Raw genomic sequence first — 19,141 nt, 5'->3', positions numbered from 1 at the left:
GCCACCACCAACCGCCGAACAGGCTTGGAGATTGTTAGATATGAGTAGTGATGCCATCGTTCATGTGACTGACGCCAGCTTTGCTGACGAAGTCCTCAATGCCAAAACCCCTGTGCTGGTAGATTTTTGGGCGGCCTGGTGCGGACCCTGTAAGATGATCGCGCCGATCCTTGACGATCTGGCCGGCCAATACGAAGGCAAGCTCAAGATCGCCAAAGTGGATGTAGATGCCAACAAGGAAACCCCCGGGAAATTCAACATTCGCGGTATTCCTACCTTGATTATCTTCAAGGACGGCAATGTCGAAGCGACCAAGGTCGGCGCCTTATCCCGCACCCAATTGATCGACTTCATCGACAGCGTTGTGTAATCCCGTCGGGCTGGCAAGATCATTGCCAGCCCGATTTATTGACACTGTGTTAAATTTGCACTTTACACTGATGAAAATTTGCCGCTATACTCGGCACATCCAATGTTTGTTCCTCCCTGATTTCAGCTACTCTCATCAACAACAGCCAAATCACTGAGCAATATAGAAACGGACAAGCATAAGACTCCTGTGTTATCTGCCCCAGCATAAATCCTGGCCTCAGGGCCCTCCCAGCGCCTGATTATCTGAGCAGTAATTATCGAGTTGAGATCCATCGTCTGCGGACTATAAGAGCAAGACCGCGCGATAGAACAACACCCCAATACCCTGATTAATTCAAATCCTGCAATAACTTCTACTAACCCAACTTACTATTCACAACCAAAGTCCTAGTGTATGAACCTTACTGATCTAAAAACAAAACCTGTCGAAGAACTGATTAACATTGCCACCGAAATGGGCCTGGAAAGTATGGCCCGCTCACGCAAGCAGGATATTATCTTCAATATCCTCAAACGACATGCCAAGGGCGGGGAGGATATTTACGGCGATGGCGTGTTGGAAATTCTGGTGGATGGTTTTGGTTTCCTACGTTCAGCAGACAGTTCCTACCTCGCAGGCCCCGACGACATTTACGTTTCACCCAGCCAGATTCGCCGCTTCAACCTCCGCACTGGCGACACTATTTCCGGCAAGATTCGCCCCCCAAAAGAAGGTGAACGTTATTTTGCCCTGTTGAAAGTTAATGAAATTAACTTTGATAAACCCGAAAGTTCACGCAACAAAATCCTCTTTGAAAACCTCACACCGCTTTTCCCTAACGAGCGCCTGTTACTTGAAGCCGGCAATGGTTCTACCGAAGACCTCACCGGCCGTATCATCGATTTGATTGCGCCTATCGGTAAAGGCCAGCGCGGCTTGATCGTCGCGCCACCGAAAGCCGGTAAAACCATCATGATGCAAAATATAGCGCAGGCGATTACGCGCAATAATCCCGAGTGTCACCTGATCGTTCTGTTGATCGACGAGCGTCCGGAAGAAGTAACGGAGATGCAGCGTTCGGTGCGCGGTGAAGTAGTGGCGTCGACCTTCGACGAACCGCCTGCACGTCACGTACAGGTTGCCGACATGGTTATCGAGCGTGCCAAGCGCCTCGTTGAACACAAAAAAGATGTCATTATTTTGCTCGACTCTATCACTCGTCTGGCACGCGCTTACAACACTGTCATTCCCTCATCAGGCAAGGTATTAACCGGTGGTGTGGATGCTCATGCACTGGAACGCCCCAAGCGTTTCTTCGGTGCCGCGCGTAACATCGAAGAAGGCGGCAGTTTGAGTATTATTGCAACCGCACTGGTTGATACCGGCTCGAAGATGGACGAAGTGATTTACGAGGAATTTAAAGGTACCGGTAACCTGGAATTGCACCTGGATCGCAAGATTGCCGAAAAACGTATTTACCCAGCCATCAACGTGCGTCGCTCCGGCACGCGCCGCGAAGAACTGCTGATGAAAGAAGATGAACTGCAACGCGCGTGGATTCTGCGTCGTTTGTTGAACGATATGGAAGATGTCGCGGCAACAGAATTCCTGGTGGATAAATTGAAAGATTTCAAAACCAACGACGAATTCTTCCTGTCGATGAAACGCAAGTAAGCACTGTAGGTCACTCAACGTTTAAACAGCATGTGCAGATCGGCGATTAACCTGGGAATCCATGAAATATAAAGATCTTCGTGATTTTATGGCGCTGCTTGAAGCGCGCGGACAACTGAAGCGCATTAAGCAGGAAGTCGATCCTTATCTGGAGATGACCGAGATTTGTGATCGCACCTTGCGTGCTGGCGGTCCCGCCTTGCTATTTGAAAATCCGAAAGGTTTTTCTATTCCCGTGCTCGGTAATTTATTCGGCACACCGGAGCGTGTAGCGCTGGGCATGGGAGAAGAGTCTGTCGCCGCCCTGCGCGATGTCGGGAAATTATTGGCGTTTCTGAAAGAACCTGAACCACCCAAAGGCTTTAAAGACGCCTGGGAAAAGTTACCCATCTTCAAGCAAGTCTTGAATATGGCTCCCAAGGTTGTGAGCAAAGCGCCGTGCCAGGAGGTGTTGCTGGAAGGCGATGCCGTCAACCTGGATGCAATGCCCATTCAAACCTGTTGGCCCGGCGACGTCGGCCCCCTGGTGACCTGGCCGCTGGTCGTCACCCGCGGGCCGCATAAGGAACGGCAGAATCTCGGCATCTATCGCATGCAGAAGATTGGTAAAAACCGACTGATTATGCGCTGGTTATCCCATCGCGGCGGTGCGCTGGATTTTCGCGAGTGGCAGCAGCAACATCCCGGCAAACCTTTTCCGGTAGCGGTGGCTCTCGGCGCCGATCCGGCCACTATTCTCGGTGCAGTCACACCGGTTCCCGATACCTTGTCTGAATACGCTTTTGCCGGCTTGCTGCGCGGTGATAAAACCGAGGTGGTGAAATGTCTCGGCAATGATCTGCACGTACCTGCATCTGCGGAATTTATCCTCGAAGGTTACATTGCCCCGGATGATATGGCGCCCGAGGGACCCTTCGGCGATCACACCGGCTATTACAATGAAGTGGATCATTTCCCGGTATTCACCGTGGAAAAAATCACTCACCGGCGCGACCCGATTTATCACAGTACCTACACCGGACGCCCGCCGGATGAACCGGCCATTCTGGGCCTCGCACTGAACGAGGTGTTTGTGCCGATCCTGCAAAAACAATTTCCCGAGATCGTGGATTTTTATTTGCCGCCGGAAGGGTGTTCCTATCGCATGGCTGTGGTGACCATGAAGAAACAGTATCCCGGTCATGCCAAGCGGGTCATGATGGGTGTCTGGTCATTCCTGCGGCAATTTATGTACACCAAATTTGTGATCGTCACCGATGACGATGTTAATGCGCGGGACTGGAAGGATGTGATCTGGGCCATGACCACGCGCATGGACCCGGCGCGGGACACGGTAATGGTTGAGAACACGCCGATCGATTATCTCGACTTCGCCTCGCCAGTCTCCGGCCTCGGCTCCAAGATCGGTTTTGATGCCACCAACAAGTGGCCCGGTGAAACCACGCGCGAGTGGGGTACACCGATTGAAATGGACTCGGCAGTTAAAGCCAAAATAGATTCAATTTGGGATGATTTAGGCATTGATTCATAATCTCGACGCTGTGTATATTTCACAACCAGAAGCCAACCTCACCTTGCTGGCAGTCCTGATTTTTCACTGGAGACATTTGATATGAAAACAACGATGACGCTGATTCTGGCAGCTCTGCTGGGCATGTTTACCTTAACCGGCTGCAATACCGTGGAAGGCTTTGGTAAGGACCTCAAAAAAGCCGGCGGTGAACTCGAAGAAGCTGCTGCAAAATAACTCCTCCGGCTTGTCGGGCCAACCTCAACAGATAGCTCGACAAGCCGACCCCACCGCTGTGCACCACCGGTCGGTTATCCCCATGAACCTGCTTGAAGAACACCCGATCTCCTGTCCCTACTGTGGTGAATCCTTCACGGTGTTAATCGACTGTTCGTACCCCGAACAATCCTATACCGAAGATTGCCAGGTCTGTTGCCAACCCATGGTCCTGGATGTCGTCGTCGATGAGGAAGATCAGGTCAACGTGATTGCCAGACGCGAAGACGAATAAACCTCACACATCACAACCGTCGGTGTAAAAATCTGCCAGTCTTTTTGCGGCACCCATAATTCCTGTATCTCGCGCTGTTTTATCGCGCGGATGGTGGTATAAACACTCGTCATCTGTCATCACTATTCCGGATTAGAGGGGACTTATCATGGGTATGATCAAAGAGTTCAAAGAATTTGCAGTGAAAGGCAATGTTGTCGACATGGCTGTGGGTATCGTCATCGGGGCGGCATTCGGCAAGATCGTAACCTCAGTTGTGGGTGACGTCATTATGCCGCCTATCGGCCTGCTGATCGGCGGCGTAGACTTCAGTGATCTGGCGATTGTGTTAAAGGAAGCCACGGCTGAAGCACCGGCAGTTACCATCGGCTACGGCAAATTCATCCAGACCGTCCTCGACTTCACCATCGTAGCCTTCGCCATCTTTATAGTAGTTAAAGGTATCAATCGCCTGAAGCGCAAAGAGGAAGCTGCACCGACACCGCCCGCCAATCCGGCACCGAGCAAGGAAGAATTATTGCTAACTGAGATCCGCGATTTACTGCGCGACAAGAAATAATCCACAGACTTTTTTGTACCGGAGGCACCTATGGTGGAAACAATTAAAACGCAAGTCGTGGTATTGGGCAGCGGCCCCGGAGGTTATTCAGCGGCATTTCGTGCAGCGGACCTGGGCCTTGAAGTCACTCTCGTAGAGCAATACACCGCACTGGGCGGGGTTTGCTTGAATGTAGGCTGCATTCCTTCCAAAGCATTGCTTCATGTGGCCCAGGTTATTCATGAAGCTGAACATGCTCGGGATATCGGTGTGACATTCGCATCCCCGAAGCTGGATCTCGACCAGATACGCGCGTTTAAAGACAGCGTGGTCAAGAAGTTAACCCAGGGCGTCAGCGGCATGGCTAAAAGCCGCAAGGTGCAGGTTGTGCAGGGCCGGGGGAGCTTTACCGGCAGCCACCAGCTCAGCGTGACGAATGAAGGGAAAGAAACACTGATTGAGTTTGAACATGCCATCATCGCCGCTGGCTCCAGTGTGGTGAAGTTACCCTTTATCCCGGACGACCCGCGCGTGTGGGATTCCACCAAAGCGCTGGAATTGTCAGACGTGCCCAAGCGCCTGTTAGTCATCGGCGGGGGCATTATCGGGCTGGAGATGGGCACGGTGTATCAGGCATTAGGCAGTAAAGTCACGGTGGTTGAGTTCGCCGATCAATTGATTCCCGCAGCCGACAAAGATTTGATCTCCGTGTATAGCCGTTACAACAAGGAACGCTTCGAGGTGCTGCTATCCACTAAAGTGGAAGCTGTTGAAGCAGCGAAATCCGGCTTAAAAGTCAGTTTTTCCGGCGCCAGTGCCCCGGCGGAAGCACGCGAGTTTGATGCTGTGCTGGTGGCCGTTGGCCGTACGCCCAATGGGAAGCTGATCGGCGCCGACAAGGCGGGGGTGCAGGTCGATGAGCGCGGCTTTATTCCCGTCAGCAATACCCAGCAAACCAATGTGCCGCATATCTTTGCCATCGGCGATATCGTGGGACAGCCCATGCTGGCCCATAAGGCGAGCCATGAGGGGCATGTGGCAGCCGACGTTATCGCAGGTCACAAACGAATCTTTAATCCGCGTGTGATTCCTTCTATCGCTTACACCAATCCTGAAATCGCCTGGACCGGGTTGACGGAAAAAGAAGCTAAAGCGCAAGGCATTCAATATAAAACCGCCGTTTATCCCTGGAGCGCCAGTGGCCGCGCCCTCGGTGCGGCGCGCAGCGAAGGCAAAACCAAGTTGATCTACCACGCGGAATCCGAGCAATTGTTGGGTGCAGGCATTGTGGGGATTAATGCGGGCGAGCTGCTGGGGGAATTGTCTCTGGCCATCGAATTCGGCGCAAATGTGGAAGACCTGGCACTAACGATCCATGCCCATCCCACGCTGCATGAAAGCGTGGGCCTTGCAGGCGAGCTGGCAGCGGGGACGATCACTGATTTGCCCAACCCGCAAGCCAGGTTGCGTTCGTAAATATCAAGACAGGGACGTCTATCCATCCGTTTTAATGAGCACCATTTACCGGGAGATGTTTATCTAGGAATGCGTCGATGGCCTGGAAGGTCGCTACCCGATTTTCGTTGCTGCTCAGGTAGTGATCCTCATTAACCAACTCCAGAAAAGTGACCTGCTTACCCGCTTTTTGCAAGGCATCGCGCATTTGCTCACTGTGTTTGATATCCACTTGTCGATCATTGTCCCCGTGTATCAACAACACCGGGATCTTGATCTTGTCTGCATGGTTGACCGGTGAAATCGCGCGCAAACGTTTGTTGTCATTGCCGATCTGTTCATCCACCACGTTGTAGCTTCGCCAGAAGGCGCGATTATCTTTCACCAGATCGAAGACGTTACTAACGCCCGCCACACTCACGGCACAGCGATATAAATCTGGTGTTTTGACCGCACCCATCAACGCGGCATATCCGCCGTAGCTCGCGCCCAAGATACAAATAGATTGTGCATCGCTGATGCCATCCGCAATCAATTTGCGCGCGCCGTCCTCAATATCGTCTTGCATTTCCTGCCCCCAGTTTTTCAGCCCGGCATTGCGAAATGCCAGCCCCTGACCGGCGGAGCCGCGAAAATTCATTTGCAACACCGCATAACCTTTGTTGGCCAAATATTGGGTCCAGTAATTAAACGAATCGTCATCCCGGGAAATAGGGCCGCCGTGGGGAAATATAATCGTGGGCAGTTTTTTACCGGCGCTGCCCGGGGGAAGCGTCAGGTAAGCCTCTATCGCCAGGCCATCACGCGCTTTGTAATCGTAGCGTTTTACCGGCGACATCCGGTCCGGCGTGAGATTTTTATAACGATAGGCAATCGCATCCAGTTTTGCCGGGTTGCGTTGACCAAGGTAGTAGGTGCCGGAGTCGATATCGCTTTGGGAAAAGACAATATAAGTCTGCATATCGTCAGAAAAGGCGATGATGTGATTGCGTGTTTTGGGCAGGGCTTTATCAATAGCGCTTTGTAGCTGGCGAAGTTCAGGGTCAAAAAACGTATACCCACCGGATGACGAATAACTGACGCCGATCACATCCCGGGTTATCGGTGAATACAACAAACTGCCGTTCACATCATAGTCCGGGTCGGCGTAAACCAGTGTCCGCTTGAGTTTAGGGTCGGTCAGATTCACCCTGAAGATAGCCATCATCCCCTGGTGATACGCGCGAACGTAGAGCGTCATCGGATCAGCACCGAAACCGAGTGGATGGATTTCCTCTTCAGAAAAAATCTGGTGCGGCCACAAATCCCGCCATTTTTTTGCACCGGTATCCTGAACCAATATTTTGTTGGTCCCATCCATCGCATCGTAATAGTGCCCGAGCCGAACGCGGTGTTGTTGGTCAGTCATCCAGCGGTACACATGGTCTTCGGATTTCTGGATCTGCTGGATGCGCTGATTCCTGATGTTGACTTTATAAACGCCCGCATAACTTGCATCCACCAATGACTGATTGGTGGGCAACAGCATCAGGATATGGTCTGGATCATCCGGCAAAGTATCAACCACCTGATCTCTGGCAACAGGGGCAATCTTGTATTTTTTCAGAAACGATTTCTTGAAAGGCGTGCTGACTTTTCCGCTCTCCAGGTCGACAATCAACAAGCTCGTTTCACGGGTTCTGAACACGGCACCGCGTGTACCCAGCCAGGCATTGCGCACGGCGGGATAAATAGTACCGACCAGCAAGGTACGATTGTCCTTCCAGTGCACCCAATAGATATCGTATTTTTCGTTATCGGTAAAAAGAACCAGCTTTTTCTCACCCGACGAAAGATCGACCACCTGCACCGCTGTACCGGAGGTGTCCTCCACATCAATGCGAATCACCGAAGACAGTTTTTTGCCATCAGGAGATAAACCGAGCAGGCTGACATCCGGCAGGCTGGCAAAATATTTCAGTGGCAGGGGTTGGGCGAAAGCTGCGAGACTGAAGCTATAGAACAAACAGAATAAGAGTGCGATTTTTTTCATGTGCTTTCCCTACAGAGTTATTATTGAATTCATCCCGGATTGAACCTGAGCCCCCTTGAAAAGAGCGGATGCCTTCAAGGGGGTGAACCAGAACCTACAACACCGACCGTCAGACCACCATCACGCCATCCGCCTCGATCACCGCACCCTTGGGCAACTGGCTGACACCGATAGCCGCACGGGCCGGGTAGGGTTGGTTAAAGTATTCCGCCATCACTTCATTCACAATAGGGAAATTGGCCAGATCAGTCAGGTAGATATTGAGCTTGACGATATCCGCCAGACTGCCGTTAGCCGCTTCACACACTGCACGCAGGTTCTTGAAGACCTGGTGCGCCTGGGTGGCAAAGTCACCTTCAACCAATGACATGGTCTTGGGATCCAGAGGAATCTGGCCCGACAGATAGGTTGTATTGTTGACTTTGATCGCTTGGGAATAGGTACCGATAGCCGCCGGGGCATTGGTGGTATGGATTATGGCTTTGTTCGTCATGATGAGCCTGCTTGCGTTGGGAAGCGCATGGATGGCGCGCTGTTATTAACGGAAAGCGATTGAGTATAAACGCGCGCGCGGCGCAGAGCTATATGGTGACTCTAAGATCAGATAATGAAATGAGGGAAAACTGGCGGAGCAGCGGTGCACAAATGCGATCAGTTCTTGCTGCGTCCGATCCGGATCACGAAGCTCATATTGCGGATGCGTCTCATGATATTAGCTAGGTGAACACGGTTATGAACGCCGATGCACAGGTGAATCACACTGTTGTGGGCATCCCGTTCCTGCACATTAATATGTTCAATGCTGCCGCCCTGCTCGGTCACCCGGGTGGCCAGAGTAGCAATGATGCCGCGCTCCGACTCCACTTCTACCCGCACATCTACCAGGAATTCACCGCTGACCGTGGGCGCCCAGTTGACGTGGCTGATCTTCTCCGGGTTGTTGCGGATTTCAGCAATATTCCGACAGGTATCCTGGTGGATAACCAGACCTTTACCCGAACTGACATGACCGATGATCGGATCGCCGGGAATCGGTCGGCAACAGCGAGCAAAGGTAATCAGCATACCCTCGGAAGAATCAATCGTTAGCGGGGAATAAATGCTCGGTCCGCGCGGTTTGACCTCGGCATCCGGCTGCAACAGCTTGGCAACGGCAAAGGCCACCCGATTACCCAGTCCGATTTCCTCCAGCAAGGTTTCCAGTGAATCCACCTGCGCCGCTTGCAGCAACTGCGCTTGTTGAGCTTCGCTCAGGTTGTCCAGCTCAATATGCATATCGGCCAGAGCCCGGCTCAACATCCGGCGGCCCAGCGCCACCGACTGATGATGGCGCTGGTTCTTGAGGAAATGGCGGATACCGCTACGCGCCTTACCGGATACGGTGAAATTCAGCCAGTTGGGGTTGGGTTGCGCGCCGGGTGCAGTGATGATGGTAACTTTTTGTCCGCTTTGCAGCGGCTGTGACAAGGGCGCGAGCCGACCGTTGATGCGGCAGGCTACGCAGGCATTGCCGATATCGGTATGTACCGCATACGCAAAATCCACCGCCGTAGCGCCGTGGGGCAACTCGACGATCTTGCCTTTGGGCGTAAAGACGTAAACCTCGTCGGGGAAGAGGTCGATCTTCACGTTCTCGATAAATTCCAGCGAATCCCCGGCACGACGCTGCATCTCCAACAAACCCTGCACCCACTGACGGGCGCGGCTGTGGCTGCTGTTGATGGTTTCGGTGCTGTTGGATTTATAGAGGAAATGCGCCGCGATACCGTTGTTGGCCATCTCGTCCATCTCGCGGGTACGGATCTGGACCTCAATGGGCACGCCGTGCATGCCGACCAATACCGTGTGCAACGATTGGTAACCATTGGCTTTGGGAATAGCGATGTAATCCTTGAACTCACCGGCTACCGGTTTATAGAGGTTGTGAATCACCCCCAGCACGCGATAACAGGTATCCACGCTGTCCACAATGATGCGGAAGGCGTACACATCCATGATTTCTTTGAAGTATTTTTTCTTCTGCCGCATCTTTTCATAGATGCTGAACAGGTGCTTCTCCCGCCCAATCACTTCCGCCACGATTTTTTCGCGGGTCAGGCGTTTCTCGATGGACGTCTGGATCTGTTCAACCAGTTCTTTGCGGTTACCCCGTGCGGTTTTAAGGGCAGCTTGAAGGCGTGTGGCCCGCAAGGGGTACATGGCGTAAAAGCCGCGGTCTTCAAATTCCAGGCGCATGTCATTCATGCCCAGGCGATGGGCAATGGGTGCATAGATTTCGAGGGTTTCTTTGGCAATACGGCGCTTTTTATCGGCGGGCATGGCGCCCAGGGTACGCATGTTATGCAGACGGTCGGCGAGCTTGACCAGGATCACCCGCAGGTCGTTGGCCATGGCCAGCGCCATCTTCTGGAAGTTTTCCGCCTGCTTTTCGGCGTGGGATTCAAATTCAATCTGGGTCAGCTTACTGACCCCGTCCACCAGGTCGGCCACGGATTCGCCGAACTGTTTGGCGATGGCCTTTTTACTGATGCCGGTATCTTCAATCACATCGTGCAGCATGGCTGCCATCAAGCTCTGATGGTCCATATGCATATGCGCCAGGATATCCGCCACCGCGAGCGGATGGGTAATGTAGGCTTCGCCACTGCGGCGCTTTTGGCCGTCGTGTGCTTGTTCCGCGTAAAAATAAGCCCGCTTCACCAAATTGATTTGGGGAGTATCCAGATATGACGAAAGCCTGTGACTCAAGGCTTCAATTGTCTGCAACGCCGTTCTCCAGAGACTGAAAAGCCGCTGCATCGGCAACGGCTGGGGGATGATTTACCTCGGCTTACATTTCCTGTTCGTAGTTGCGCTCGGGTTTTGGCGCAGGCGCCACGTCTTTTTCGAGGAGGATGCTCGCATCGACAAAGCCTTCTTCGATTTCGCGCAGGGCGATTACCGTGGGTTTGTCATTTTCGGCGGGGACGTGCGGGTCTTTACCACCGATGGCGAGTTGACGGGCGCGTTTGCTGCCTACCATGACCAACTCAAAACGGTTATCAACGTGATTCAAACAATCTTCAACAGTAATGCGTGCCATAAAATTTCCGTGCCTGAAGGAGGTAATGCAGCCGGAATGCTGCTTTTCAAGGGTGTCTATTATGCGTGAGATGGGGACTGGCCGCCAGTCGCATGACCCGGGAATTGCCCACAAAATGCTCAGCTCTGTGAGCTTGCCCACCTAAACCCGGCCAATCAGGCCAACAATTCACGCAAAAGTGCTGCGTGCTTTTCTGCCTGACGCGGCAAACTCAGGTGTTGGCTGGTGATCAATGCCTGGAATTGTGCGAGTGCTGTGGTGAAGTCATCATTGATGATCAGGTAATCCGCCTCCACGTAATGCGAAATCTCGCTGATGGCTTCATTCATCCGCGCCTCAATCACGCTGCTGTCATCCTGCCCGCGTCCGGTGAGACGCTGGCGCAGGGAGGCGAGGGACGGCGGCAGGATGAATAAACTGATGGTATCGGGCATCAACCGACGCACTTGTTCCGCGCCCTGCCAATCGATCTCCAGAATCACATCCATCCCCTGTTGCAGGGTTTCGACAACCCATTGTTGCGAGGTGCCATAGAGGTTGTTGAATACCCGCGCATGTTCCAGAAACGCCCCTTCTTCGAGCATGCGCTCAAAGGTCTCATGGTCGACAAAGTGATAGTTCACACCATCTTTTTCGCCGGGACGCATAGGTCGGGTCGTGTGGGAGATAGATACACAAACTTCAGGATTGGATTTGACCAGGGCAGCCACCAGGCTGGTTTTGCCCGCGCCAGAAGGTGCAGAAACGGTATAAAGCGTGCCGCGATTGCTCATGCAAGACTGCCTTATTCTTGTAGGGTGGTGTAAATGCGAGGCCGCCAGAGTGGCCTGCGGGAATGCTCGAATTATGGCACAGGATCAGCGGAGGGTCAGGGGATTCTCCTTGGCTGGCGCCGTTCATGGCGAGTAATCAGCGGGAAAGTGTGGCATAGTGATGCAGACATTTCCGCGCAGGCCGACTGCGCCTTCTCCATCTATTACCCGATTCCGGTTATGTTGCAACAATTGCTGTCCATTACCCAAGCCGCTGAACGCCTGCGCGTCCGGCCCACCTATGTGCGGGAACTGGTGACCAAAGGACGCTTGTCGTTTGTCCACGGCGAACAGCTGGATGCGGCCGAGGTGGACCAACTGGCAAAACTGATGAATAAACTGCGCCATGAGGGCCTGGCCACGCTGGTGCAAATCACCAGCGATGAGAACAAACCCTGATCTTCACCCTATCAAGGCAAAAGACCGGTAAAAAGCGCTTTGTGAAACCGCGCCGGAGCCTGAATCTGCGGTGAGTGACCCAGATCAGGAAAGTTCACCAGTTTGGCTTTGGGAATCTGTGCCGCGATCTCTCGACCCAGCTTTTTATAATCGCCCAGTCTTTTCTGCAACGCTGACGGCGCTGCATCTTTGCCCAGCGCCGTGTTGTCCAGTTCGCCGATCAGCAGTAACACCGGCACCTTCAGTAATGGAAATTCGTAGACGACCGGCTGCGACATGATCATGTCCGCTGTCAGCGCTGAACTCCAGGCTACCTGCTCACGCCCCTCACCGCGAAACATACCCGCCTGCATGTCTACCCAACGATCAAATTCGGGGCGCCATTCACCGGCATAGTAGGTATTGAGTTGGTACTTACGGATACCCTCAGCGGAGGTTTTCAGGTCCCGCGCATACCATTCATCCACCGTACGATAAGGCACGCCCAGGGCTTTCCAGTCTTCCAGGCCAATCGGATTGACCATCACCAGTTGCTCCGTTTTACCGGGGTACATCAACGCAAACCGCGTAGCCAACATGCCACCCATGGAATGGCCCATAACGGTCACTTTCTTCACGTCGATGGCATCAAGTAGCGCTCGGGTATTGCTCGCCAGTTGCTGAAAACTGAATTGATACTGCGTTGGTTTGGACGATTTACAGAAGCCGATCTGGTCTGGCGCAATCACCCGATAGCCTTGGTCGACCAACACCTTGATGGTGCCCTCCCAGGTCGCTGCACAAAAATTCTTGCCGTGCATCAGCACCACCGTGCGCCCGTTTGCCTCTTCGGGCTGAACATCCATATACACCATCTCCAGTGCCTGCTGCTGGGAGGTGAAGGTGAAGGTTTTGGTCGGATAAGGGTAGTCAAAGCCTTCCAGACGAGGGCCGTAATGCGGCGTGTCGGCAGCGGTGGAATAAGCGGACAGGAACAATAAAACGATGGAAAGCCAGACCTTCATAAACGATTCCTTAGTTCACTATATGGACTTACAAAAGATGGCGTTGTGAGTTGTGTGGGCGGGAAAAGTTCGTGGGAATCCGGGTGCTGTTGCCCCCGGCGGCGTCATGCATCGCGGTGCCAGGCGAGCGGCTCCCGGCGATAAAAAACCGCTAACAGACGGTACACGTCCGGGTAATATTCGTTTAGCCGGTGCGGTTGGATAAAGAAATACTCACTGATAACAGCAAAAAATTCCGCAGGATTCGTGGTGGCGTAAGCATCAAATGACTCATCACCATCATCAATGCGCTGACACAGATCATCATAAGCAGATTGCATTACCCTAGGCCAGGTCGTGAATTCGGCGCGACCCGCCACTGGCGGAGTACCATTCATCACTCCATCGAAACCATCCACCTGGTGGGCATACTCGTGGATCACCAGATTATGATGGCTATCGACTTGCGCCAGATTCTGCTCAATATCGGCCCAGGATAAAATCACCTTACCCTGCTCCCAGGATTCTCCCAGCAGTATGTGACGCTCTTCGGCAACCAGACCCAGCTCGTCCTGTACCGTACCCGCGCGGACGAATGCGTCCGGGTAAAGCAAGACATTCGGAAAATCGATCTCGTGATCGTAGATGACATTGCCATACAGCAAACTCGCCTGCGCCAACACCAGCACGCGCATCTCCTCGGTGACAACGAGATCGTTGCAGCCATAAAACTCCGTTTCCGCCATCATCACCAGCAGCTGCTGTTGCAGGTGATCGCGCACCCGGTCCGGCAGGCGGGAATACAATCGCCAGCGTTGTTCAAGCAGTTGATGCCAGGATTCAGGAAAAGGTTTGGCCGCCTGTTTACGGCGGCGGCGCAAACGCCAGGTGGGGGTGATGATTAACAGCGCAATGATCAGCGCGGCAGTAGTAAACAGCAGATAGACGAGCACAAATTACCCCTGCCTGTGATCCTCATTGATACAACAGCAAGTGAACAAACGCTGCGGATTCGAATTACACCATGGATAACACTACTCAATATTCTGCACCTGCTCCCGCATCTGCTCGATCAACACTTTCAATTCCACCGCGGCCTGGGTCGTTTCACTGACGATAGATTTTGATGAGAGGGTGTTAGCTTCGCGGTTGAGTTCCTGCATCAGGAAATCCAGCCGGCGGCCGAGGGAATCGGTTTGTTTGAGGCTGCGTTTGACTTCGATAACGTGCGTGTCGAGGCGGTCCAGCTCTTCGTCGACATCAGCTTTTTGCGCGAGCAGGGCGATTTCCTGTTCGAGGCGTTCGGGGTCCAGCTCCACTTGCAGGCTGGCAATCTTGGTTTGCAACTTGTCGCGCTGGCTTTGCAGGATGTCCGGCAAGCGGGCGCGCACAGCCACCACTTGTGCGGATACGGCATCCAGGCGTTGCAGGATAAATTGTTCCAGCTCTGCACCTTCGCGCGCGCGATGTTCAACCAGTTGTTTAAGCGCTTCGTCGAACACACTGAGCACCGCCTGCTGCAGGGCTTCGCGGTCCATCTCCTGCTTTTGCATGACGCCCGGCCATTTGAGGATGTCCAGGGTATTTACCGGCGCGGCGAGCTCGCCGAGCTGTTCCGTGATTTGCTGCGCCGCCCTGGCCAATTGGCTGACCCGGCCCAGATTAATACCCAGCTCCGCATCGCTCTCCTGTTCCCATTGAATACTCAACGCGGCCTCTACCTTGCCGCGTTGCAAGGATTTGCGGATCAATTCGCGCAGGCCCGGTTCAATCTCGCGGAAGTCCTCCGGGAGGCGGAAACTCGGTTCCAGGTAACGGTGGTTGACACTGCGGATCTCCCAGATCACGGTCCCCCAGGGAAGTTTGGCTTCGCGGCGGGCAAATCCAGTCATACTGCGTGGCATGGGCGCTATTCTCCTAATCTAAGACGTGTGTTGTTACCGCGATGGACAAGAGCTGGTAGAGTTCGTCCTTTGGCCAGTACAGTGTCCACTGCTCAAAGGAGCGGATGGTATCACAGTCACCTGCGCCGCCCGCTTTCTCCATTCCGCTTCAGTTAAAGGATCACGTTATGCAACGCCCCAGTGGCCGCCAGGCCGATCAACTCCGCGACATCCGTCTCACCCGCCACTACACCAAGCATGCCGAAGGCTCGGTGTTGGTCGAATTTGGCGATACCAAGGTGATATGTACCGCCAGCGTACAACCTGGGGTGCCCAGTTTCCTGCGCGGTCAAGGAAAGGGTTGGTTGACGGCGGAATACGGCATGCTGCCGCGTTCAACCGGTACGCGCATGGACCGCGAAGCCGCGCGAGGCAAGCAGACCGGCCGTACCGTGGAAATCCAGCGGCTGATCGGCCGCTCCTTGCGCGCAGCCGTGGATTTGTTGGCCATCGGCGAAAACACGATTCACGTTGACTGCGATGTTATTCAGGCCGACGGAGGCACCCGCACCGCGTCTATCACCGGCGCCTGGGTAGCACTTGCCGATGCCATCGCGTTTCTCAAAAGCCAGAATCAGGTTAAGGGCGAACCACTCAAGCGAGCCATCGCATCTGTGTCTGTCGGTATCTACGGCGGCCAGCCGGTATTGGATCTGGATTATCCGGAAGATTCTTCAGCGGATACGGATATGAACGTGGTCATGGGTGATGATGGCGGCATCATCGAAATCCAGGGCACGGCGGAAGCAGAACCGTTCAGTGAAACTGAATTTGCCGCTATGTTAGGACTCGCCAAGCAAGGAATTGCGCAATTACATCAATTGCAAAAGCAGGCGTTACTGGCGGAATAAAGCTGTCAGGTGCAGTTGGTCCTGCACCTGGGCATTCAGCAGTTCTCTAGAGCTGTTCCAACTCAATGTCGTAATCAATGATCACGGGCAGGTGGCTGGAAAACTGCTGTATCTTGTAGATAGTCGCGTATTCCACCTTCGGGCCGATGCTGTTGGAGACAACCTGAAAGTCCGTCCGCCAGCCTTCACCTTCATCAATCGTACCGCTGGGCCACCAGCTGTACTCATCCGGATCGCGATTGGCGCGACGGAAGGCATCCACATAACCCAACTGGTTAAACAACTGGCTTAACCACTGGCGCTCATGGGGCAGGAAACCGGAATTGTGCTGGTTCTCGCTACTATTGGTGACATCCCGGGCGGTATGCGCCATCGCCCAATTGCCGCAGAAGATGTATTCGCGACGCTTGCGGGTGATCTTGTCGAGATGGGCCTGGAAATCATCAAAGAATTTGATCTTGACTTCCTGGGATTCCAGTTCGGAGGTTGCGCTGGGCGCAAGCAGGGAGCCAACGCTCAGATGTTCGTAATCTACTTGCAGATAGCGACCTTCCATATCGACGCCAGACGAAAAACCCAGGCCATAAATCAACGCCTTGGGTTGCACGCGGGTGTAAATCGCCACACCGTTGTAATGCTTGGTGCCTGAGTCAAAGAAGTAAGCAAAATAACCATCGAGCTGGAAGTTGGGCTTATCCAACTCATATTCCAATGCGCGTAAATCTTGCAAGCAGATCAAATCTGCATCCTGATTTGCCAGCCAATCGTACAGGCCGCGTTGCGCCGCTTGAAAAATACCATCGACGCTAAGACTGATAACTCTCATGTTAGCCCCTTGATTACGGACTGTGTATGATACCCGAGCTTTATAGAATTGTGTTACCGCAATGACCGGGCGTGGCAGTGTTTGATACTTTTTTTCACATTTTCGCTGTCGATTTGATAGAAGCTACAGTCAGGATTAAGTTCAGCAGCTAATCCATCCGGTTATTATTGTTAGACCTATAAGAAGTTAGATCATACACAGGAATTTTGCATGGAAAAGTACCAACATGATTTCATTCAGCTGGCGATCAGGCACCAGGCGCTATGCTTTGGTGAATTCACGCTGAAATCCGGCCGAACCAGTCCATACTTCTTTAACGCAGGCAAATTTCAGACCGGAAATGCTTTAGCCGAATTAGGGCGCTACTATGCGGCGGCGATCACCGCCTCCGGCATACCCTTTGATGTAGTATTTGGCCCTGCTTATAAAGGTATTCCACTGGCTGCAACCACAGCCATTGCCTTGTCAGACCACTATCAACGCGATTTGCCTTACTGTTATAACCGGAAGGAGGCAAAGGATCACGGCGAGGGCGGTATTTTGGTGGGCGCACCATTGCAGGGCAAAGTGCTGATTGTGGATGACGTCATTACCGCCGGCACCGCTGTACGCGAAGTGATGGGTCTTATCAAGAATGCCGGCGCCGAACCGGCGGCCGTATTAATCGGCCTCAACCGTCAGGAACGTGGTCAAGGTCCGCTGTCGGCTATTCAGGAAGTAGAGCAGCACTTTGGTATTCCTGTGGTGAGCATTATTAATCTGAACCACATTATTGATTATCTGGAGACACAAGGCAGTCAGGGAGACATGGTCGATCAAATCAAACGTTATCGCGCCACCTATGGTGTCGATGCACCCTGAACACTAAACGGGTAACATGATGAAGAAGGGCTTGATAAAACTGATCAGCATCCTCGCAGGCGCTAGTGTCCTGTCCATCTCGGCCGCTTACGCCGCAGATGCACCGGGCAGGGTCTATTACCGCTACGTGAATGAAGAAGGCGTAAAGGTTATCAATGCCACTATTCCACCGGAATATGTTTCCAAGGGTTATGAAGTTGTATCACTGAACGGCGAAGTGATCCGGGTTGTGGAACCCTCGCCCACCGGCGAGGAAGCAGAGCGCGCCGCCGAAGAGCGCAAGCTGCGCAAACAGCAGGAAAAAGCCGATAAATTATTGCGCCGTCGTTACAGCAGCGTCGCCGATATCGAAGCCGCCAAGACGCGCAATCTCCAGGAATTGCAGGGCAATATCAGTATCCTGACCAGCAACCTGAGTAACGTGCAGGCACAGATCGTGGCGCAACAGGAACAAGCCGCCAGCATCGAGCGTAGCGGGCGCGCAGTCGGTGAAGATCTATTGAAAAACCTTGCCGCCCTGCAGGCGGAAGAACGCGATATTAAACTGCAGATCAAACAACGGGAGCGGGAGTACCAGGCCGCCTCCGATAAATTTGATCAGGATATGAAGCGGTTTGAAGAAATTTCCCGCACTGATTAACAGGCTCATTAGCGCATAAAACCCTGCGCAATTAACGGCCACTGTTCATTCCAGTACTCTGTCGGTGAACGACGGAATTCACTGCGCACAAACTGCGTGATACGACCGTCAACACACGCCATCAATAAATTTGCCGCAGCAGACACCGGGATACTCGGACGCACCCCTTCACGCAACTCGGCCTCGCGCAGGATTTGCTTCAACTGTGTTTCAAGACGTTCAAACACCTGTGCTATGCGATTGCGCAGGCGTTCGGTTTCCCCCGTCAGGGCGTCGCCGGTCAACAAACGGGTGATGCCGGGATTGCGCTCAGTAAACGTCAACACCAGGAACAAAATATTTTCACAGCGTTTGAGTGCTGCTGGCTCTTCTGCCAGGATCAAATTAATACGCGTAAAGATCGTGTCTTCAATAAATTCGATCAAGCCCTCGAACATCTTCGATTTGCTGGGGAAGTGGCGATAAAGCGCTGCTTCCGACACGCCGACTTCCCGCGCAAGGGCGGCGGTGGTAATCCGCGCACCGGGACTGTCCTCCAGCATCTTGGCAAGTGATTCCAGGATTTGCTGGCGACGCGAAATTTTTGTGCTGGTTTTGTTCATCAGTCTTCAACTCGGTCCGTGGCGGTGTTGTCCAGAATCGCACGCGCAGCTCCTTGCGTGCAACTGGCGG

21 protein-coding genes are annotated in these 19,141 nt (G+C 53.2%); 11 read left to right on the top strand and 10 right to left on the bottom strand.

Translation table 11 applies throughout. The features are described 5' to 3' along the window. Nucleotides 1-40: 40 nt before the first annotated feature. The 7 genes from trxA (at nucleotide 41) to lpdA (ending at nucleotide 6,061) form a co-directional block, all read left to right on the top strand. Nucleotides 41-370, top strand: coding sequence for a thioredoxin TrxA (trxA, locus tag ACSV5M_RS01995; RefSeq protein WP_087469080.1), 330 nt, complete (start codon nucleotides 41-43; stop codon nucleotides 368-370). Nucleotides 371-766: 396 nt separating this feature from the next. After that, nucleotides 767-2,026 carry a transcription termination factor Rho gene (gene rho / locus ACSV5M_RS01990; RefSeq protein ID WP_087467531.1) on the top strand — a complete coding sequence of 420 codons (1,260 nt, stop codon included), beginning with the start codon at nucleotides 767-769 and terminating at the stop codon, nucleotides 2,024-2,026. 61 nt (nucleotides 2,027-2,087) lie between these two features. Next, nucleotides 2,088-3,557, top strand: coding sequence for a 4-hydroxy-3-polyprenylbenzoate decarboxylase (gene ubiD / locus ACSV5M_RS01985; protein ID WP_439173801.1), 1,470 nt, complete (start codon nucleotides 2,088-2,090; stop codon nucleotides 3,555-3,557). Between the two features lie 81 nt (nucleotides 3,558-3,638). Continuing rightward, a complete protein-coding gene (locus ACSV5M_RS01980) occupies nucleotides 3,639-3,773 on the top strand; it encodes an entericidin A/B family lipoprotein (RefSeq protein ID WP_439173800.1) in 135 nt (44 codons plus the stop codon). After that, nucleotides 3,745-4,047: a CPXCG motif-containing cysteine-rich protein gene (locus ACSV5M_RS01975; RefSeq protein ID WP_439173798.1), complete on the top strand. Its 303-nt coding sequence runs from the start codon at nucleotides 3,745-3,747 to the stop codon at nucleotides 4,045-4,047. Before ACSV5M_RS01980 ends, ACSV5M_RS01975 begins: the two co-directional genes overlap by 29 nt. A gap of 148 nt (nucleotides 4,048-4,195) precedes the next feature. Then, nucleotides 4,196-4,606: a large-conductance mechanosensitive channel protein MscL gene (mscL, locus tag ACSV5M_RS01970; protein WP_439173797.1), complete on the top strand. Its 411-nt coding sequence runs from the start codon at nucleotides 4,196-4,198 to the stop codon at nucleotides 4,604-4,606. A 30-nt stretch (nucleotides 4,607-4,636) separates the two neighbouring features. Next, nucleotides 4,637-6,061 carry a dihydrolipoyl dehydrogenase gene (lpdA, locus tag ACSV5M_RS01965; RefSeq protein WP_439173796.1) on the top strand — a complete coding sequence of 475 codons (1,425 nt, stop codon included), beginning with the start codon at nucleotides 4,637-4,639 and terminating at the stop codon, nucleotides 6,059-6,061. 31 nt (nucleotides 6,062-6,092) lie between these two features. Here the strand turns inward: lpdA and ACSV5M_RS01960 are convergent, their stop codons facing one another. From ACSV5M_RS01960 to gmk, 5 genes are all read right to left on the bottom strand, one after another. Further along, entirely contained in the window at nucleotides 6,093-8,072 is a 1,980-nt protein-coding gene (locus ACSV5M_RS01960) for an alpha/beta hydrolase family protein (RefSeq protein WP_439173794.1), read from the bottom strand. Nucleotides 8,073-8,181: 109 nt separating this feature from the next. After that, on the bottom strand, nucleotides 8,182-8,565 hold the full coding sequence (locus ACSV5M_RS01955) for a RidA family protein (protein WP_439173792.1): 384 nt from the start codon (nucleotides 8,563-8,565) through the stop codon (nucleotides 8,182-8,184). A 158-nt stretch (nucleotides 8,566-8,723) separates the two neighbouring features. Continuing rightward, complete coding sequence (gene spoT, locus ACSV5M_RS01950) at nucleotides 8,724-10,838, bottom strand: bifunctional GTP diphosphokinase/guanosine-3',5'-bis pyrophosphate 3'-pyrophosphohydrolase (protein ID WP_439173790.1); 2,115 nt, start codon at nucleotides 10,836-10,838, stop codon at nucleotides 8,724-8,726. Nucleotides 10,839-10,902: 64 nt separating this feature from the next. Further along, on the bottom strand, nucleotides 10,903-11,154 hold the full coding sequence (rpoZ, locus tag ACSV5M_RS01945) for a DNA-directed RNA polymerase subunit omega (protein WP_087467524.1): 252 nt from the start codon (nucleotides 11,152-11,154) through the stop codon (nucleotides 10,903-10,905). A gap of 155 nt (nucleotides 11,155-11,309) precedes the next feature. Next, nucleotides 11,310-11,927, bottom strand: coding sequence for a guanylate kinase (gene gmk, locus ACSV5M_RS01940; RefSeq protein ID WP_439173789.1), 618 nt, complete (start codon nucleotides 11,925-11,927; stop codon nucleotides 11,310-11,312). Between the two features lie 33 nt (nucleotides 11,928-11,960). Between gmk and ACSV5M_RS01935 the strand changes: the two genes are divergently transcribed. Further along, a complete protein-coding gene (locus ACSV5M_RS01935; protein ID WP_439173787.1) occupies nucleotides 11,961-12,365 on the top strand; it encodes a hypothetical protein in 405 nt (134 codons plus the stop codon). 11 nt (nucleotides 12,366-12,376) lie between these two features. Here the strand turns inward: ACSV5M_RS01935 and ACSV5M_RS01930 are convergent, their stop codons facing one another. The 3 genes from ACSV5M_RS01930 to ACSV5M_RS01920 all read right to left on the bottom strand — a co-directional run bounded on the left by ACSV5M_RS01930 (nucleotide 12,377) and on the right by ACSV5M_RS01920 (nucleotide 15,252). Continuing rightward, complete coding sequence (locus ACSV5M_RS01930) at nucleotides 12,377-13,369, bottom strand: alpha/beta fold hydrolase (protein ID WP_439173785.1); 993 nt, start codon at nucleotides 13,367-13,369, stop codon at nucleotides 12,377-12,379. 104 nt (nucleotides 13,370-13,473) lie between these two features. Then, a complete protein-coding gene (locus ACSV5M_RS01925) occupies nucleotides 13,474-14,301 on the bottom strand; it encodes a zinc-dependent peptidase (protein ID WP_439173784.1) in 828 nt (275 codons plus the stop codon). Nucleotides 14,302-14,382: 81 nt separating this feature from the next. Beyond that, nucleotides 14,383-15,252: a YicC/YloC family endoribonuclease gene (locus ACSV5M_RS01920; protein WP_439173782.1), complete on the bottom strand. Its 870-nt coding sequence runs from the start codon at nucleotides 15,250-15,252 to the stop codon at nucleotides 14,383-14,385. 167 nt (nucleotides 15,253-15,419) lie between these two features. Here ACSV5M_RS01920 and rph point away from each other — a divergent pair, with 167 nt between their 5' ends. After that, complete coding sequence (gene rph, locus ACSV5M_RS01915; RefSeq protein WP_439173781.1) at nucleotides 15,420-16,142, top strand: ribonuclease PH; 723 nt, start codon at nucleotides 15,420-15,422, stop codon at nucleotides 16,140-16,142. Between the two features lie 46 nt (nucleotides 16,143-16,188). On the opposite strand, the gene ACSV5M_RS01910 is transcribed toward rph, so the two are convergent. Next, complete coding sequence (locus ACSV5M_RS01910; protein ID WP_439173779.1) at nucleotides 16,189-16,968, bottom strand: exodeoxyribonuclease III; 780 nt, start codon at nucleotides 16,966-16,968, stop codon at nucleotides 16,189-16,191. Nucleotides 16,969-17,178: 210 nt separating this feature from the next. Here ACSV5M_RS01910 and pyrE point away from each other — a divergent pair, with 210 nt between their 5' ends. Both pyrE and ACSV5M_RS01900 read left to right on the top strand, forming a co-directional pair. Next, nucleotides 17,179-17,829, top strand: coding sequence for an orotate phosphoribosyltransferase (gene pyrE / locus ACSV5M_RS01905; protein ID WP_439173778.1), 651 nt, complete (start codon nucleotides 17,179-17,181; stop codon nucleotides 17,827-17,829). Between the two features lie 16 nt (nucleotides 17,830-17,845). Then, nucleotides 17,846-18,469 carry a hypothetical protein gene (locus tag ACSV5M_RS01900; protein ID WP_439173777.1) on the top strand — a complete coding sequence of 208 codons (624 nt, stop codon included), beginning with the start codon at nucleotides 17,846-17,848 and terminating at the stop codon, nucleotides 18,467-18,469. 8 nt (nucleotides 18,470-18,477) lie between these two features. Here ACSV5M_RS01900 and slmA read toward each other — a convergent pair whose 3' ends face one another. Then, nucleotides 18,478-19,071 (bottom strand): nucleoid occlusion factor SlmA, encoded by a 594-nt coding sequence (gene slmA, locus ACSV5M_RS01895; protein WP_439173776.1) that lies wholly within the window; start codon nucleotides 19,069-19,071, stop codon nucleotides 18,478-18,480. Between the last annotated feature and the right edge of the window lie 70 nt (nucleotides 19,072-19,141).

It is taken from the genome of Cellvibrio sp. ARAG 10.3 (assembly GCF_051846955.1).
GTDB lineage: Bacteria > Pseudomonadota > Gammaproteobacteria > Pseudomonadales > Cellvibrionaceae > Cellvibrio.
Note: the sequence above shows the minus strand (reverse complement) of the source record. Positions and strands in the feature narration are given on the sequence as shown.

Bases quoted from the DNA above. Each gene is read 5' to 3' on its own strand.
- gmk (WP_439173789.1), bottom strand. From the start codon at position 11,927: ATGAGCAATCGCGGCACGCTTTATACCGTTTCTGCACCTTCTGGCGCG.
- rho (WP_087467531.1), top strand. From the start codon at position 767: ATGAACCTTACTGATCTAAAAACAAAACCTGTCGAAGAACTGATTAAC.
- mscL (WP_439173797.1), top strand. From the start codon at position 4,196: ATGGGTATGATCAAAGAGTTCAAAGAATTTGCAGTGAAAGGCAATGTT.
- ACSV5M_RS01955 (WP_439173792.1), bottom strand. From the start codon at position 8,565: ATGACGAACAAAGCCATAATCCATACCACCAATGCCCCGGCGGCTATC.
- lpdA (WP_439173796.1), top strand. From the start codon at position 4,637: ATGGTGGAAACAATTAAAACGCAAGTCGTGGTATTGGGCAGCGGCCCC.
- ACSV5M_RS01930 (WP_439173785.1), bottom strand. From the start codon at position 13,369: ATGAAGGTCTGGCTTTCCATCGTTTTATTGTTCCTGTCCGCTTATTCC.
- rpoZ (WP_087467524.1), bottom strand. From the start codon at position 11,154: ATGGCACGCATTACTGTTGAAGATTGTTTGAATCACGTTGATAACCGT.
- ACSV5M_RS01960 (WP_439173794.1), bottom strand. From the start codon at position 8,072: ATGAAAAAAATCGCACTCTTATTCTGTTTGTTCTATAGCTTCAGTCTC.
- ACSV5M_RS01920 (WP_439173782.1), bottom strand. From the start codon at position 15,252: ATGCCACGCAGTATGACTGGATTTGCCCGCCGCGAAGCCAAACTTCCC.
- ACSV5M_RS01910 (WP_439173779.1), bottom strand. From the start codon at position 16,968: ATGAGAGTTATCAGTCTTAGCGTCGATGGTATTTTTCAAGCGGCGCAA.
- ACSV5M_RS01935 (WP_439173787.1), top strand. From the start codon at position 11,961: ATGCGAGGCCGCCAGAGTGGCCTGCGGGAATGCTCGAATTATGGCACA.
- ACSV5M_RS01980 (WP_439173800.1), top strand. From the start codon at position 3,639: ATGAAAACAACGATGACGCTGATTCTGGCAGCTCTGCTGGGCATGTTT.
- rph (WP_439173781.1), top strand. From the start codon at position 15,420: ATGCAACGCCCCAGTGGCCGCCAGGCCGATCAACTCCGCGACATCCGT.
- slmA (WP_439173776.1), bottom strand. From the start codon at position 19,071: ATGAACAAAACCAGCACAAAAATTTCGCGTCGCCAGCAAATCCTGGAA.
- ubiD (WP_439173801.1), top strand. From the start codon at position 2,088: ATGAAATATAAAGATCTTCGTGATTTTATGGCGCTGCTTGAAGCGCGC.
- pyrE (WP_439173778.1), top strand. From the start codon at position 17,179: ATGGAAAAGTACCAACATGATTTCATTCAGCTGGCGATCAGGCACCAG.
- ACSV5M_RS01900 (WP_439173777.1), top strand. From the start codon at position 17,846: ATGATGAAGAAGGGCTTGATAAAACTGATCAGCATCCTCGCAGGCGCT.
- trxA (WP_087469080.1), top strand. From the start codon at position 41: ATGAGTAGTGATGCCATCGTTCATGTGACTGACGCCAGCTTTGCTGAC.